The organism is Vibrio sp. S12_S33, assembly GCF_963889785.1.
In the GTDB taxonomy this organism is placed as follows: domain Bacteria; phylum Pseudomonadota; class Gammaproteobacteria; order Enterobacterales; family Vibrionaceae; genus Vibrio; species Vibrio aestuarianus.
The window spans coordinates 30,134-46,276 of the sequence record NZ_CAWPQZ010000023.1 but is presented as its reverse complement, the minus strand read 5'-3'; the positions used below and the strand labels follow the sequence as shown (position 1 = coordinate 46,276).

16 protein-coding genes and 1 pseudogene are annotated in these 16,143 nt (G+C 41.1%); 4 read left to right on the top strand and 13 right to left on the bottom strand.

Features of this window, described 5'->3' with window-relative positions; translation table 11 throughout:
- Positions 1–39 precede the first annotated feature (39 nt).
- On the top strand, positions 40–417 hold the full coding sequence (locus AACW06_RS11855) for a hypothetical protein (protein ID WP_192075206.1): 378 nt from the start codon (positions 40–42) through the stop codon (positions 415–417).
- Positions 418–485: 68 nt separating this feature from the next.
- On the opposite strand, the gene AACW06_RS11850 is transcribed toward AACW06_RS11855, so the two are convergent.
- Positions 486–965 (bottom strand): hypothetical protein, encoded by a 480-nt coding sequence (locus AACW06_RS11850; protein WP_192075205.1) that lies wholly within the window; start codon positions 963–965, stop codon positions 486–488.
- Positions 952–1,782 (bottom strand): winged helix-turn-helix domain-containing protein, encoded by an 831-nt coding sequence (locus AACW06_RS11845; RefSeq protein WP_192075204.1) that lies wholly within the window; start codon positions 1,780–1,782, stop codon positions 952–954. The genes AACW06_RS11850 and AACW06_RS11845 overlap by 14 nt, the downstream gene beginning before the upstream one ends.
- A 272-nt stretch (positions 1,783–2,054) precedes the next feature.
- On the opposite strand from AACW06_RS11845, the pseudogene AACW06_RS11840 reads away from it, so the two are divergent.
- From AACW06_RS11840 to AACW06_RS11830, 3 genes and pseudogenes are all read left to right on the top strand, one after another.
- Positions 2,055–2,975: pseudogene (locus AACW06_RS11840) on the top strand (IS5 family transposase).
- Between the two features lie 324 nt (positions 2,976–3,299).
- Complete coding sequence (locus AACW06_RS11835; RefSeq protein ID WP_192075203.1) at positions 3,300–3,491, top strand: hypothetical protein; 192 nt, start codon at positions 3,300–3,302, stop codon at positions 3,489–3,491.
- 76 nt (positions 3,492–3,567) lie between these two features.
- Positions 3,568–5,097, top strand: coding sequence for a hypothetical protein (locus tag AACW06_RS11830; protein ID WP_192075202.1), 1,530 nt, complete (start codon positions 3,568–3,570; stop codon positions 5,095–5,097).
- 540 nt (positions 5,098–5,637) lie between these two features.
- Here the strand turns inward: AACW06_RS11830 and AACW06_RS11820 are convergent.
- From AACW06_RS11820 to AACW06_RS11770, 11 genes are all read right to left on the bottom strand, one after another.
- Positions 5,638–6,162, bottom strand: a complete 525-nt coding sequence (locus AACW06_RS11820; RefSeq protein WP_192075220.1) for a winged helix-turn-helix domain-containing protein — start codon at positions 6,160–6,162, stop codon at positions 5,638–5,640.
- Positions 6,163–6,518: 356 nt separating this feature from the next.
- Complete coding sequence (locus AACW06_RS11815; protein WP_192075201.1) at positions 6,519–7,280, bottom strand: IS5 family transposase; 762 nt, start codon at positions 7,278–7,280, stop codon at positions 6,519–6,521.
- A 105-nt stretch (positions 7,281–7,385) separates the two neighbouring features.
- A complete protein-coding gene (locus AACW06_RS11810; RefSeq protein ID WP_019824567.1) occupies positions 7,386–7,598 on the bottom strand; it encodes a FliM/FliN family flagellar motor switch protein in 213 nt (70 codons plus the stop codon).
- A gap of 3 nt (positions 7,599–7,601) precedes the next feature.
- A complete protein-coding gene (locus AACW06_RS11805; protein WP_192075200.1) occupies positions 7,602–8,267 on the bottom strand; it encodes a hypothetical protein in 666 nt (221 codons plus the stop codon).
- Positions 8,268–8,279: 12 nt separating this feature from the next.
- Complete coding sequence (locus AACW06_RS11800) at positions 8,280–9,284, bottom strand: hypothetical protein (RefSeq protein ID WP_192075199.1); 1,005 nt, start codon at positions 9,282–9,284, stop codon at positions 8,280–8,282.
- Positions 9,271–9,666, bottom strand: coding sequence for a hypothetical protein (locus AACW06_RS11795; RefSeq protein ID WP_192075198.1), 396 nt, complete (start codon positions 9,664–9,666; stop codon positions 9,271–9,273). Before AACW06_RS11795 ends, AACW06_RS11800 begins: the two co-directional genes overlap by 14 nt.
- Positions 9,656–10,414, bottom strand: coding sequence for an OmpA family protein (locus AACW06_RS11790; protein ID WP_192075197.1), 759 nt, complete (start codon positions 10,412–10,414; stop codon positions 9,656–9,658). Before AACW06_RS11790 ends, AACW06_RS11795 begins: the two co-directional genes overlap by 11 nt.
- Complete coding sequence (locus tag AACW06_RS11785; RefSeq protein WP_192075196.1) at positions 10,398–11,441, bottom strand: EscU/YscU/HrcU family type III secretion system export apparatus switch protein; 1,044 nt, start codon at positions 11,439–11,441, stop codon at positions 10,398–10,400. Before AACW06_RS11785 ends, AACW06_RS11790 begins: the two co-directional genes overlap by 17 nt.
- Before the next feature lie 9 nt (positions 11,442–11,450).
- A complete protein-coding gene (locus AACW06_RS11780; RefSeq protein ID WP_192075195.1) occupies positions 11,451–13,340 on the bottom strand; it encodes an FHIPEP family type III secretion protein in 1,890 nt (629 codons plus the stop codon).
- A complete protein-coding gene (locus AACW06_RS11775) occupies positions 13,337–13,933 on the bottom strand; it encodes a hypothetical protein (protein WP_192075194.1) in 597 nt (198 codons plus the stop codon). The genes AACW06_RS11780 and AACW06_RS11775 overlap by 4 nt, the downstream gene beginning before the upstream one ends.
- Before the next feature lie 128 nt (positions 13,934–14,061).
- A complete protein-coding gene (locus AACW06_RS11770) occupies positions 14,062–16,143 on the bottom strand; it encodes a hypothetical protein (protein WP_192075193.1) in 2,082 nt (693 codons plus the stop codon).

Genomic DNA, 16,143 nt, shown 5'->3' with positions numbered 1-16,143 from the left:
TTTACATCAAGTTCAAATATTATAAGTTCACAGGAGTTAATGTTGAAAAAGTTGCGAGAGATAGTATTCAAAACCTTGGTCGAAAACCTAGGAGTACCCGCGAACATGTTATCAAGAATCGAGGGTAATCAACCTGTTGTTATTGAGTTGGTCGATGGAGAGGAGATTTTTATTTCACTGAATGAAAAGAGTATTCAAGCGTTCGTAGAAATACCTTTACGTGATCGACGTGTCTTGGCTCTCAAAGCATCAAAACTAGTTGAATTACTGATGTCTGATGAGCAGGTATTTATGAACACCACTCAAGATAAACTTATTATGGTATCAGAGTGGGAGGTCAATGCCGCGAGTGTAGAAAGGCAGTTGGCCGACAGACTGACGCTATTTAACAAAGCGGTGCATTGCATAAAGATATAAACGTTCATTAAACGTTGTTGTGGGGAAATTGTTTAGCCTGTACATGGATGTCATTATTGTGAAGTATCTTAGTGTCGCGCCAAAGCAAGAATCTGGCCACCATTAATAAAACTTATTAAAATAAGGTAGTTTTCACTTCGGTGTTTTATTTCAATCGAGTTTCGGTAGGGTAGATACCGTTCTGCGCTATAAAAACTGTTTATGATCGGTGTCTCAGGTAGGCGTTTGTTTCCAATAAAATTGGAGGTATGTTCAGTGAAGTTCATACTGTAAACATTGTTACTGAGCGATAAATACGTTCCCTTTGCTTGTGTTTCGAAATACAATTTTTCGTTATTTGGCGTATTTTCTTCAACGATTGATTTTATTTCGAATTTTTTATCATCGAAGTAGATTTGTGATTCACTATAACCGCAATAGTCACTTGTAGCATCTTCGACTCGGTAATCTATGTCATAAGCAACGCCAACAAGAGTGTCACTGAGACCGTAGGTAATAAAGAGTAAAATATTGAGGATAGCGACAAGGAATAAATTAGTTGAAAGCATGACTTACCTCTGCGACTAATAATTTCACAACTTGTTTATTTTCAAAGCCTTTTTTTAATAAAATTAATTTATTGGTGATTTTACCCTGCTGATCTACGATAGCAAAAGAGAGGTTCTCTTTTAACAATAAGACATCAATTCTTTGTGGCTTCATTTGATTTTTATCTAGCCAATCATCTATTCCTTTACCTGCTTCTAAAGCGAATTCTGTATTGTCTGAATAGATTGTTGTTGCCCCTTGTGCAAAGCTTATTTTTGGATATTTAGTTGTTTTTTGTTTGATTAATATCAGTTTGTAAACCTTATATGACAAATTAGCAGTCGAGACTAAAAGTAAGCTCAGTATTGTTAGTTTAAATCCACAACTGAGGTTATTTGTACAGTTTAGCCACCGCTTAAGTCGAGGTATGTTGTTTTTCTGTATTTCTTTTATTAATTTAGCCTCTTTTTGAAGTGGTTCTATGTAGCTATCAATGGAAAGGCTTTCATTACTGATCTTGTGAACAATAGATTCGTCTAGTACGTAGCCGATTTTTGGGACGGTTTTTAACCATTTTTGTTCTTTGCCGTTGTCGCCTAATAACGTTCGTATGTTACGAATCGATTGGGTTAGTGAACTATCCGAAACGATTTTTCCCGGCCATCCTTTTTCCAATAGTGATTCTTTAGAAACGATCTTTCCTGCATGAAAACACAACTCTTTGAGAGTTAATAAATCATGTGTACCTATTCGCAACTGTTGATTGGTTTTTGAGTCAAGAATAAACAGAGAGTCCTCGATTAAAACGAATTGCTTGACTTTAAAGGCTCTCGTCATTTCATGTTTCCTCCAATGATATAGTGAAAAAACTTGCTGCTTGGTAATATTCTGTAAGGAGGTTAAGTAACGAATACGGAGCGTTTTTAGCTGATTCGTTAAACATGCAAATATTAATAAGCATTAAACTAGATATCAAATGTTCTTCAAGCGGCAACTATACCTCAAATTGAGCTGTTGTTAACCTAATAAGGGCTTTGTTGCGTAAATCGATGGAACTAAATTCAAAGCTTACGATCTGATCGGCTACATTCATTCAAGCCTGTAGTCTCATGTCGAAAACTCTTTACAAAACAAACAACTGGAAGCAATACAATCAAGCTCTCATCAACCGCGGCTCTCTGACGTTTTGGATTGACGAGGAAGCGATAAGAGACTGGAAACAAGGCAAGCAAAACAAGCGTGGAGACCTCGTATTTTCAGTGATTTAGCCATCACAACCGCTTTGATGGTAAAGCGTATTTTTTCAATGCCACTTCGTGCTGCACAAGGGTTTATGGACTCTGTATTTCGATTTGTTCAACTTCCACTGCGCTGCCCACACTACAGTTGTATCAGTCGTCGAGCCAAATACGTTAATGTGAGTTTTAAAACGAAAACCAAAGGACCGATTCAACACCTTGCTATCGATGCGACAGGCCTTAAGGTTTATGCTGAAGGCGAGTTGAAAGTCAAAAAACATGGCACGGATGGTAAACGCGGAATGTGGCGGAAATTACACCTCGCAGTAGATACGAGTACACATGAAATTATTGCAGCCGAACTAAGTTTATCGACGGTTACAGACGGAGAAGTACTTCCGAACTTACTGAAACAAATACGTCGAAGTATTCTTGAGGTGCCTGGTGACGGCACTTGCGACACGAGAGCGTGTCACGCAGCTATTAAGATTGAGCGAGCTGTTGCGCTTTTTCCCCTCAAGAGAGGGGGCTACCTTCTGGGAGCGTGGTCATCCTCGAAATCTCGCAATTGGCTGCCAGAAGTTATACGGCTCAAATAAATATTGGAAAGAACGATATGGTTACCACAAACACTCACTCTCAGAAACTGCGATGTATCGAGTTAAACAGTTGCTAAGAGGACGATTGAACTTAAGAAATCACAATGCACAGGTGAGTGAAACTTTCGTGATGATAAAAGCGTTGAACAAGCTCACTGGGTTCGGTATGCCTGAACCTTGCCGTATCAACTAAGAAATACACGAAACAGATAGGCTCTATCTTTAAATTTAATTACGCAAAGTCAATAAATGGCACTTATTAACTATATCATTCATATGGTTAATATTTTAAGCCATTTTTTCGCGCTATTTGTCCATTTTTTCATCGAATCAACCGTTTCATATTAATATATCAATTAATTTGGCAAAACCTGAAAGGGTATGGATTTACTAGGGCAATCCCTTAATAAAAGTGGATTTTTATGAAACCATATTGTGCCGCTGAAATATTAGGCTTAAGTTGAAAAACGCGTCCGTCAGTTTAATGATGCCATCCTAATAACATACAGAGGTAACTATGGGTCTGAATTTAATCAACAGCAATGTGTTTAAACAAGGTCAGGGCAGAAATGAAGACTTCTTCCTAGAAGCGCGCCAAGGCTTCAGTCAAGCAAGAGATATGGCGGTCATTGCCCACGCAGGTGCTGCAACGAATCTCATTAGCGAAAGCATGCGGCATTATACCGCCGCGCCAGCTTCTAAATTCTAATCAACAAGCCAGGGAGAGAAACCTCTCTCTTTAGCGTCAACTCACAATCCATTAATCAGCTTAAATAGGAATATATATGACCTTAACCGCACAATCTATCGTTCCCAGTACGGGATCTTCCATTACTAAGACCTCTAACAGTCCGCACAATCCACCTTTAGAGGTGCGTTCGGTTAGTCATCCCACATCCCATAACTTAACGACTGATGATGGTGAGATAATAAAATTGGACGGCCTTGTTTCAAAGTTTGGTTCTCCTGTTAATGGCCAAATAGCGATTAAAGTGACCGAAAAACATTCAAAGGACTCCCTTGAACCAGGCAGAGCGACACTAAAAGATGGGGCATTAAGTCTTGGTCATCCGCGCTTTAGACAGCCGAACGCTCAGCGGACCAAAACTCAAGAGATCCTGCGATCTGGTCAAGACTTGACAACTCTCATTACTAATTCCGATAACGAGCTAGGTCAGTTGGATAAGAACGCAAAATTCCGACAGATCAATGATCCAGTTCGACGTGTATTTGAAAGTTACTATGCCAAATTTGCTATTGAGGACATGTTTAGCGACAAGAATGGTCTGATGGCCGATCGTTTACATCAATACTCACAAGAGCAGGCAGACTACATCAAGACTCTTCTACCCAAAGCCGTGTTAGAGGTTTTCGATCAAGCCTTTGACGGCAACTATGACAACATTATCAAAGGTGGGAAAGAGGTCTTTGTTGGTGCAAGACAACTTGCGGGTTTTAATCAACGCGTTGATAAAATGATAAGTGAGTTAGACGTTCCTCAAGAAAGGCGATCTCAGATCAAAGAGATATATCAAAACCGTTACCTAGATTACACATTAAAAAATGATCCAAATGTGTCAAGTCTTCTCGCTCAAGGCCATTGGGATGAAATGTTTGACTCTGTTAAAGCGCCCGGAAAAGGTAGGATTGAGCTCAGTGTAAAAGAAGGCAACTTGTTCCGAGTTCAAGACAGTCATGCGATGGGCATTTTACGAAGCCATGATGCATCTCCTAGTGATCTTAGGGCTCAGTACGATATTGAATACCAGCAAGACTATGACGGATTACTTGGCGCGGGTGAGAATACGCGTTGTCCTGACCGATTAGAAATTCAGGATCCAGAGCATAAAGACGCTCAGAAGGAAGATTCTTTCATGAACGCGTTATTTCGCTCAGGTACCGGAACCTATGTCAATGGTCCATCTGGGTCAATCATGATTCAGCATGGGGCTGCCAGAGCTTGTAAAGAAGTTCACAAACATCGTTCTGCGAATGATATAAGCCGTTATATTGAATTGCAGGGGTTAATGTTCATACTCTTTGATGGCGGGCATTCAATGGATGAAATTCGATACCCACTGAACACAGACACTGCGCGGCAGCGTATGAATAAAGATTTTGATAATAAGCCGGGCTTTGACGCTATTGGCAAAGACTTTTTCACCAATCAAAGTATTCTAAAAAAGGCGAAAGAAGCTACAGTGGTGTTTTCAGAAGCGCTTGTCAACAAAGATGAGTTTCATAATAAGCTGTTATCTGTTGCCAAAAAAGGTGATCTTCGTGAGCAGCTGTTATCTTCAAGGAAGCCCCGATGACTTTAACGATCTATATTCTTCACGTACAACAGACAAAAACTGGCTAAGGCGAGAAGAATAGACGCCATCGACAAAGCCAACTCACCACTTCCCCTAATGTTGTCAGTGGTGAGTTGGCTTTGAATCATCACACCAACATTAGCGAGAATACGTTATATCGATCACCTTGAAGAATAAGGAGAACCTCTGCGTAAAGATTTACCTCATAGAAATAAGCCCTACAAGCGATCGGGAACAGTACGTTCAACGATTCAGAACCGAGTCAATATCAGTGGGCGCCCAGCCATAGTGGATGAAAAAACAGAAATTGGGCATGTAGAAATTGATACCATTGTAGGAAAAGCTTAAATATCAATCGCTTACCATTATCGATAAAACCTGCACTGTAAAAACGACGACTGTTCCCATACTAAAGACATTTGGTTTACTTGCTCTAGCCGCACCTGCCTGCGCTGTGGTAAAAAATCCACGACAACTGGATGCGTGTAGGTAGGAGAACAGCAACGACAAACGCCATTGCTATCCCAAGATGCAGAGAGTTCATCTCATAAAAAGCAAAATTCCAGCCGTCAGAACCGAGGCCGATAAGGAAGCAGAAAAAACCATTGTAAACCAAAATTTCCCCTTAACAGGGGAACTGATAGGTTGAGAAACAGAGTTAAGATAAGAAGAATTGATAACCGGTTTAGTGCTACTAACGATATTTTTAATCGCCAATGTCGGTATTTCTTCGGAGGAAAATTGGGCTACGGCCTCATCATCAAGAATCAGCATATAACCCTCTTTCGGTACGGTTTTTATCTCGCAAGCCAGATCACTAAATGAGGCTAACGATTTACGTAAATTGGAAATTGCTTTGGTCAGAGACGTTTCACTCACCAAAACCCTTCCCCAAACCTGCTCATGAATATCATCTTTGCTTAATACTTGATTACTTCGTTCACACAGTAATTTGAGAATTGCAGCTTCCCGCCCCCCCAAATTTACAACGTGATCACCGGCAACAACCTCACGTTTTAAAATGTCAAAAATCACCTGATTTCCCAATACGTAATTTCTTTCCATCATTCCCCCCTATATACACTGATTATTCTTGCTCTATTTTATTAACCCAAACAAGGCGGTAAAGCACCAGCTCGTCTGGATCGCTGACGTCACTCGACCCTAATATGCTGATTCAGTGTGTAATCTTAGAACCGCGTACTATTTTATGAGTAAATTAACGATAGAGATAATGTATTAATTTGGAAAAAATATGATAAAAACACCGTGAAAAAACCATGAATTTAAAAAATATAAAAAACAAAAAACCAGTAAAAATAAAAATATCAAAAAACCCCCAAAAAAAACCATGAAAAGGACGGTTCCAATTTTTATCTTTGGTTATTAGGGCGTGTTGATCTTTGCTGTACGTTTTATGCTCAGCAATGCATTGGTAGCCACATTAACATAAATGCCAGCGATACCATACTGGCATAGTTCCTTTTCAACTTATTATATCTAGTTGATATTGCTCGATAATGCTTGATTTTAGCAAACGCATTTTCAACTAAATGACGATACTTATATAGACACCAATCCATACTTTCCTTGTCTATATCTTGCCCATTGTTGCGTTTAGCTATGACGGTTGTTCCACCTTTTAATTGGACAAAATGTCGAAAGGGGTCACTATCATAGCCTTTGTTACAAACAATGGTATTCACTTCATCTAACTGTTCTACAAGGCTTTCGGCATGGACAATATCGTGTCGTTGCCCCTCAGAAAGGTCAAAACAGATAGGTACTCCACCACAGTCTACAGCTAGATGGATCTTAGTTGAATTACCGCCACGACTCTTTCCAATGCACTCGTTATCTGGTGTTGCCGCACCAGTACTATGCTGATGAGCTCGGACAATTGAACCGTCTAGAAAGACCCATTCAAAATCAGCCATGCTAGATAACTGATTGAAAAGTAGTTTTAAAATGCCTTTTCTAGGCCAAAGGTTGAAGCGTCTATAAACGGTACTCCACTCACCGAATTCAGAAGGTAAATCTCTCCATGGCACGCCAGTTCTCATTCGAAACTGTATCCCTTCGAAAGTCATCCGATGCTCTGGTTTATTATAAACTCGACCGGTACTCGTCATTACTTGAAGTAGCTTTTCCCATCGTTTATCAGTTAGCATTGTCCTTGGCATGGTGAACTCAGTTGTGATTTGTTTTTGGCGAAATGATTATAACCTTCACCATGCCGTTCAAAAAATCATCACGAAAGGTCAACAGACCCTAATAAGTTAGCTTAGCTATGCTGTTACGTTAATTTCGTCAATTGCTACACAAAACTGCTCGTCAACTTTGACGAGTGTTCCTGTTGCAATCAGCTCATTGCCACTTTTAAGCATGACTTCAGACTGGATAAAGTCCGCTACGGGTTTAATCTGACCTTTATGTAACTGATTAAGTTCATCCAGAGTCATCGTGGTGTGTCCAACCACAACATCAATTGCAACTTTCATTATTTACCCCTGTGTAATCGCCACAATGGCACGGCGAACATCACGTATCTCTTCTTGAGCCGATGATATTTCCGTCATAATATTTTTAAACTCCTGCTGTTGTGTATCTAGATCAACCTGAATCGTGTCACAGTACGCTGTCATCGTAGCATTGTATTCTTGTAAGGTCCCATAGGAGACCTTCATAGTTTTTGTCGCACTGAGATCCTTACCTGTAATTGCTGCGATTCCTTGCCCGTCCCCTAAATCCTCAATGATAAGCCTATTAATTTCATCCAGAGCAAAAACATCTGGGTCTGATGATATTTTTACATTTTTTAGATCCTTCATATCATTCTTTGAAGGATCGGTAGTAGGGAGCGTTTCTGCCATGATTAATCCCCATAACCGGTTAATTTCAGCAATAGCACTCGATTGGGTCTCTATTGTTTGAGCTGTCTTATCCGCTTTAGCGGTTTGAACCTCAATGTAATTAGATAACAGTTGATCAATAAGGTCTAGTGGATCGGAAGCCCCAGGAGTAAAGAGATATAGTGACGAACTTGTATCCCGGCTTGCGTTGATTACTCGCTGAACCACTGGGCTGTTTTCAACGATGGCTTTTGCTTGTTCCGAGCCCAGGTCTTGCATGGACGGAACTCGCGTCATTCCAATATGAATTTCTGACATACTATTTTCCTACTATGGTTGAATTAGATACACACGAGTTTTATGAGCATTTTTGAATACGACTTTGTCTCGTGTTATCGATTGAATGACCCCGAGGCTTGGGACAGTGCTACCTTCCCAATAGCGCCCTTGTTGGTCATAAATGTAGCCACCAGAAGTGGTTGAATAAAAAATTGAGTACGGGAATTCTCTACTAGAAATGACCTCGGTTTGGTCAAGTTTCGTTTTTAGGTTCGCCGTCAATGAGCCGAGCCCCGCACTCTTTAATAACTGCTCCGCTTTAGCCCGATCTGACACAAACCAATTATCCCCAACCTTAGAAAACGTTAATCCATACTCCCCAAACAGAAGCATTATCCGATTCTCTTCTTCATAAGTATTAACCTGAACTTCATCTCTGTTAGCTTTAGATACCAACTGACTCTCAAGCGATTTTCCTGTGAGAGAAGAAACCAGCTCAATATCGAGTTGTGTTAATCGAAGGTATTGGTTTGATTCGACCAATCTAAGGTTATCCTGCCAGTAATCAGGAAGAGCCTGTAACGCAGCTTCATCAAAAACGTTTAACTTGCCGTCTTTAATAAAACCAGATCCCAGCAGATTTAAGTATTCTGCAATCAACGACTGCTGCTGATTATAAAAAAAAGCCAATACTGTAGCCGCCAGTGCAACATTAAGGACCAAAGTCAAAGCCACTACGGGTTGATACTGTCTAAAACGAAAACGACGTAATTTGGGGTTCCTCTCACCTTCTTGATATAAGAAAAAACTCAATCCTTTAAAGCTGTAGACTCTATTAGCCACCAGTTTTTTAAGCTTATCGCCGCGACGAAAACCTTTCACGAACCATGTTTGATCTTCTATTTTAAAAACTAATTCCGTATCACTAGGAAGATATTCCGGCACCGAAAGTTGATTATCTCGCCTGACCTCTTTGTTGCCCATGAGAGAGAATGTTGTTTGCAATGGTAGCGATACACCGTGGAGGTGGCCGTCTACAAATTCAATCAACCACATGTAGTTTTATCTCTTCATCCAATATAGTGGTTTGAACAACAAACTCATTTAACAGACGGAGTAATTCCTGGGGATGTTCCGGCAACGTAATATGGCGCATAAAATCAAAATCTTGCTCTGTGATACAGGCGATGTAGCCGTCCGCCGTAAGGCGAAAATCGGCATTGAGCTTGAGCGACAAGTTAGCGGACAATGACTGCTGATTTATTTTTGTCACCAGCACAATTTGCCCATGTAAACCGAGCCTAGCGCCATTCTCAACTCTTATCTGCCGCTCTTTATATTGACAAATTAAAGCATCGCCTCCTTCAAGGTGAAGGCTGCCTTCGTGATTCAAGTGAACAAATTCATTGATCAATAAAAAAAACTTTCTATCTTTCATGTTTTTTTAACTTTACCTCTATCATGAAACGCCTTTGATCGACTCGCTGCTGCGCCGTATTTAGACCATTTTCAACACTACCTCTGATATGCACGGGGACATACCTCAATCCTTCTTCTATTAAAAATTCACGAGTCACCTTCGCTCGTTGGTCCGCCAGCGTTCGATTAGTCGAATAAGTACCAGATGAATCAGCTACTCCATAAATAGTCACACTTTGTACTGGCCACTTTTGTAATTCCGTTAACACAGCAATCAAAGAATTACGCGCTTTTCTGGTCAGACTAAAGTCATTGACGGGAAACAAGTTTTCAAACTTAAGTAACAAACTTGAATGATTGAGTTCACTTTTGGAAATACCATAGACTGTTCGCCATTGCTCACCATCAAAGGCCTGGCTTCTTTCTGGTTCAACTAAGTTATTGACCGCCAGATAATTTTCATTACAACTTTTCACTTCCGTCAGACCATAAGTATTTAGGTTAGCAATATAGAATCGATTTGCCTCTGTCGGTTGCGCGACCTCAACACAGGCTCGATGGTGCGGCGAACCTTCTGCGTATTCAGGGGCCCGCCGAACCCAAAATCGCATATTATCGGCATCGGCAACATTAGCGATAACCAAATTGTACACATCGGGTTTCCAATCATAATCGAGTATTAAATTGTCGTCTCGAATCTGGTTACTGCACGCACTTAGCATGACCATCCCGGCCAGCGGGAGGCTGATTTTATTTAGATTGTTCATTTTTTTGATGCTTTTTAAGGGCTGATAGGATCATGGCCACGTCACGATAGAATTCTTTAGGAATAAAATCTTCACCGTGCTTCATCTTGCGATAGAAGGCTCTTGCCAAAGGTTTGTGTTCAATAATCGGCACGTTCATCATCTTTAAACGCTTTTTTTCTTCCTGAGCGAATAAGTCTGTACTGATTTTTAAAACCACCGGAGCTTTATCAATATGTGGTTCAAAACAGATAGGAACCAAAATATGAGTTGGGTTTGCCAAGGCAAATGTCGGTGTTCTACCTTTGGTAATAGGGGCCTCCATAACCTCACGCATCTTTCTTTTGCGTTCTGATTTTATTTCGGGTGATCCTTCCGTTTCTTTCATTTCATTCTTCACCTCAGTGAACGTCATACGGTTTTTTCGTTCAAAGTGGTAACGCTCAACTAAAAAATCGACACAACCAACACTCACCCCATAAACAAAAAATAACAGTGACACCATCAATAGACAGAACACCAAGTTATAGAGAAAGAAACTGCGATTGTTGATCTCTTTGAGTGTATTAAGTTCGTCACCTGCAATATCAAAAACATACTTGAGCAAAAACAGAAGAAAAAGCAGCTCTAAGACCTTACGCAATGAGCGTGACATTGCCTCAATACCCAAAATATTCTTGAACCCAGTGACAGGGTGAAGCTTTTCAATTTTTAACCCCAAGGACTCGGTGTTGATAACATTTTTATTAATAACAACCCAATCAATAACCGCCATAATCATTTTGACCAGTACGACCCCCCCAATCACTGCACTAATCAATGAAAGCATCAACTTAAAACCAACTTGAACGTCGGAGTAAAGCATTTCTTCCATCCAACGGTCTGCGTTTTCGAAGAGTAGAAAAATGACACCAATTAGCACCACAGCAAACACAATCAACTCTAAAGTCGTCTCCGCCAGTTCAGTTTTGGGAAACTGCCCTTTCTTTTTCAGATCGCGTAATTTCTTTTCCGTAGGCGGATATTTTTTAGGTTCAGTGGATTCCATTTAAGTCCCTTAACTTGCAATCTGAAGTGGCTCAGACGTCGCAATATAAGAAGAGTCGGCAATATCACCATGGCTACACACCACAACTGTTGACATTACCTGCTGGAAAAAGGATTTCACCGGATTGACCTCGCTATCATTAACCACCAAAACAGGCTTATATCCGTACTGTGTCGTTAAACGCACCACTTCTTTACGCAAGCTTTGTTGAATATCAATCAATCGATCTACATCTTCCGTCTCACCCATAACAAATGATTCAATCAATTCCGTTAATGGGGGATCAAGTAGAGCAACATGCAGCTTATCTTGGTTATGAAGTAAGCGTGATGTAATCTCATAACGCGCTTGGCTACGAATGCGGATCAACCAGTTTTTAGGCTCGCTTTCAATACGAGACCAGTAGATCAGCGCCTCAAAAAAGCTAATCCTATCCAAATAGAATTCAGATGAACGGATCATCTCTTTCAAAACATCATGAACACGATTCAAACCAATCGCTGAGTAGATTTCGTTTTTCATCACTTCACTCTGCGTTGCCAACCCATCTATAATATTATTGGTATATTGGAGGTTATATTTCTCCACTAAACGTTTTCGTAGAAAGTAATCAACGATTGTCGAAACATTTGATACAACATCTTGATGGCGAACAAAAACATCATCCTCCATCACTTCAATTATAGGCGCCGAAGCGTCATGACTAAAACGGAAAATACATATACCGGAGATATATACTTCAATATTATTATCGAGCTGGGCATTGACAGTTACTGCAGGCGCCCCCAAAGACTGCCCCCACAAAACTTGCTCAATATCTTCGACTCTACGTTGAATAACAAGCTGATGGTTACCTTCACGAATAACAAATTTCAGCGACTGAAACACACCAGAACCTAACGGCTCAAATACCGCTATGGCTGTAGGCTGGGCTTGCTTACGCCACAATAAAAAAGCCAATAACGTGCACATTAGCGCGAGAGGTGCACAGACATACAACAAGTTGCTATTAGATAGGCCAAGCGCAAAGATGACGAATCCGATGATCAAGAGGCTTTTCCAAAACACGCCAATCTGCGTCATTAACTGTTCAATAAAAGGACTTGATTCTTCTCCAGCTCTTTTAATTCGGGTTAAGTAAACCCCACATGCCATCGAGAGCAACAAGCTCGGGATCTGAGAGACAAGACCATCGCCAATCGTTAGAACCGAAAACCGACTCACACTCTCTGAAAGCGATAAGTCAAATTGATTGATACCGACATAAATACCGCCAAACAGGTTAACCAGACTAATTAGAATCCCGGCGATAGAATCCCCTTTCACAAACTTCATAGCCCCATCAAGCGAACCAAACAGTTTATTCTCAGTGCTAAGGTCTGCACGTAATTTTTGCGCCTGCTCACCAGTAATGAGGCCACTTTTTAAGTCACCATCAATCGTCATCTGTTTACCGGGTAGTGCGTCAAGAGAAAATCGTGCACCGACTTCGGCAACCCGTTCTCCGCCTTTAGTAACCACTAAAAACTGAACAATGGTGATAATGACAAAAATAAGTAGGCCGGAAATCAAATTACCGCCCATCACAAACTCGCCAACAATTTCAATTACATCGCCAACATCTTCGTTGGCAATAATATTTCGAGTAGTTGCAATAGAAAGCAATAAGCGAAAGGTAGTCAGTAGTAGCACCACTGTAGGCAAAAAAGTGACGCTCAGAGGGTCATCATTCTCCAACATGATCACCAAGAGCAAAGCGGAACTGATAAAGCTGACTAGAATAAATGCATCGATAATACCGCCAGGTAAAGTCACCAAAATAATGGTAGGCAATAGCAAAGCAATAATGACACTGCTCGGGTTGAACAGTAACGACCGACCTTTGAACCGAGTTATCATAATTGGTCCAAACCCGCTCTCAACTCATTAACGAGGCTAATAGTGTTAATACTAATAATACTGTCTTCATTCTCGATAGTTAAAACCACGCCATCTCCTTGGGTGATTTTTTTTACCGATAAGTTTCTCGCTTCATCATCAATTTCAGAGTGCAGCAACTCAACCAAGTGACCAATCAGATGGTCACTTTGATTCAATTTGGTTAGACGTGAACTGACCGAGGTAGCAATCGATCTTTTGAGTTCTTGTTTGACTTGATTGAAGTTGTTTTGTTGATCATTGAGCAATTCCGCCAGTTGATGTTGGGCATGTTCAAACCATTCACTCTGCTGACGCAGCCAACTTTCCATGACCTTATCGTAAGCTTTCTCCACGTATTCATTGAGTGCCTGCTCTTTGTCTTCAATCATCCGCAATACTTGCTTCTCAAGAATCTTTTGATGCTCTTGCGTTTGCTCTTCTATCGCCATCAACAATGCCTGAGCTTCGTGAAAAAGGCGTACCTCAGACTTTTTAATTACATTAGAGCTACGCTCGCGCTTAAGTGTGATTTGTGGAATCACTCGCTGTTCTGGGTCAATTTCAATGTACAAGGGAACACCTCTGTTCAATACTTGGGCGTACCTTAACCAATCAAACTCACTAAACTCAACAGAAAAAAAAAGACTAAACCAGAACTTAGTCTTTTAATACAAACCTCTGCTTTTGACAGATTTATTCACTACGCGACATAAGCAATATTCTGTTTATCCAAAGGCCGTTCAGCTTTCCCGTTTATAATATTAAACTCTGAGAGCCGCTTTACTGATACCCCCTCTTGAAGCTTATGAAAAAACTCTCGTCGACTTTCATCAAGGTCCTTCACATTGGCAAAAATACCTTGCGTATAGTTTTGCGCAACACCACTAATGGCTGACCCAGCACTAAGGATCACTGGTCTTTGTTGAGTATTTGAATTGCTCGTTTGAACATTAACCCAACGAGCTTTACCACCTTGAACCTCAAATTTCCAACCACCCGATAAAATATGTTCTGATAGAAAAGCTGTCTCTTTCTTTTCAGGGATATCTTCTTTCGAGCTCACTTTAGATGAAATCAAAGAACCTTTAGAATCGCTACGAGATATCAACTCAGCCACCTTGACTTCATTAGTAGTCGACTGTAATTCAATAGAATCGTCATCGCTCAAAGGCTCCGTAGAGCCTTGATTTGACGAAAATGACACAGAAGGATCGTTATGTAATCGCTCACTACTGTTGATACTCGAACCTGCATCGGCTTCGTAGTTCTTACCTCTAATGGGACCTTCCGTGGTTTGCACAGGAGTATACTGATTCGTTTGTTTCCAACCGCTATTATCTTCACCTTTAACCCAGCCTAAAGAACCGGTTGTCGCAGAACTATCTTGCTCACTCAAACCTGAATTTCCAGAACCTATCGAATGTGTCTCTTCCATCAGTCGAGATGAAATTGTAGAAAGCTGAGCGTCGTTACGATATTTCAGCTCAGCTGTCCTAACCTTTTCAGTTGTAAACTTTAATGCTGTAGAGTCGTCATCATCCAAAGGATCCTGATTACCTTGATTTGACGAAAGTGACACAGGTGGAGCATTATGCCAGCGCTCACCGCTGCTGAGGTTCAGGCCTGCATCGGCTTCGTAATTCTTGCCTCTAATCGGACCTTCAGTGGTTTGTACAGGGGTAAACTGATTCGTCTGTATCCAACTATCATTTTTTCCGTTTTTAACCCAACCTAGAAAACCGGTCGGAGGTGAAGACGGTGTCTCAACCTGCTGTTGGTGAATATGTTGTTGATGAGTCGCTACCTTAGCCGGAGTAATAAGGTGCGGGTCTGCGCGTAAATAAGCGTTCATCCCATCACTGAATGTACAATGAAACAGTTGGCTGTTAGCGGAAGGGTCAACCAAAATTTTTTTCACGGCTTCATCTAGGGGCCCGGTCTGTTCAATGCTCGGTGATGGTACTTGGGTAATGTTAGTAACGAAAACCGACCGATCTTGCTCTTGAACTAAAGTTTCTGAAGCTTGTTCCGAGGTTTGCGTCGCTACATTTTTCGACGTGTGATCTGCGTTGGGCGTGGGTTGATAATCCGCACCAGGGTAGAGATAGATGTTACCATTGATGGTGATGTTATCTCCGGAGGAGATCACTGGAGCAAAGGTGAAATTATCACTATTAACTTTATTATAGTAGCTGCGGTCGGCCTCTCCCTCACCTTTATCGTCATCTTGCTCTGGTTGTGATGCGGGTTCTGGTCTTAAAGGATCGTTGTTAGCTGTCGGATGAGGCGATGTGTTCTCCTGCGGCAACTCTTCTACGGGCTTTTTATTCTCCTTTTTATCTCCAGTGACAAATTGGCTGCCACCATACATAGTCACACACATAGCATTAATATAAACCGCAGCAAACACCAAACCAATAGGCCCAGCTAACACGCCCATTGCAATGCCTCCTGTCACACAGGCACCAAGGTGAGCTTTCGCTTTAGTCTTGTCATGATATCGATTGGATTTCCTCTCGACCTTTTTTTTATTGTTGCTACTTTTTTTACAGGGTATTTTTTTCTCAGCTTCGCTTTCCTCAGCTTCTGAACTATCAGAAGCAAACGCTGACATTGCGACCATTAGTCGGTCAGGACTTTCATCACTAGGCACAGTCGTCTGTCGAGGGCTAACTGACGCTATCAGAGACCTTTCTCCTCTTAAACTATCAGGCCGACTTTCATCGGTATTGGAGGAGGGTTCGACAACAAGACGACCAACAGAGGAAGTGGGGGATAACAT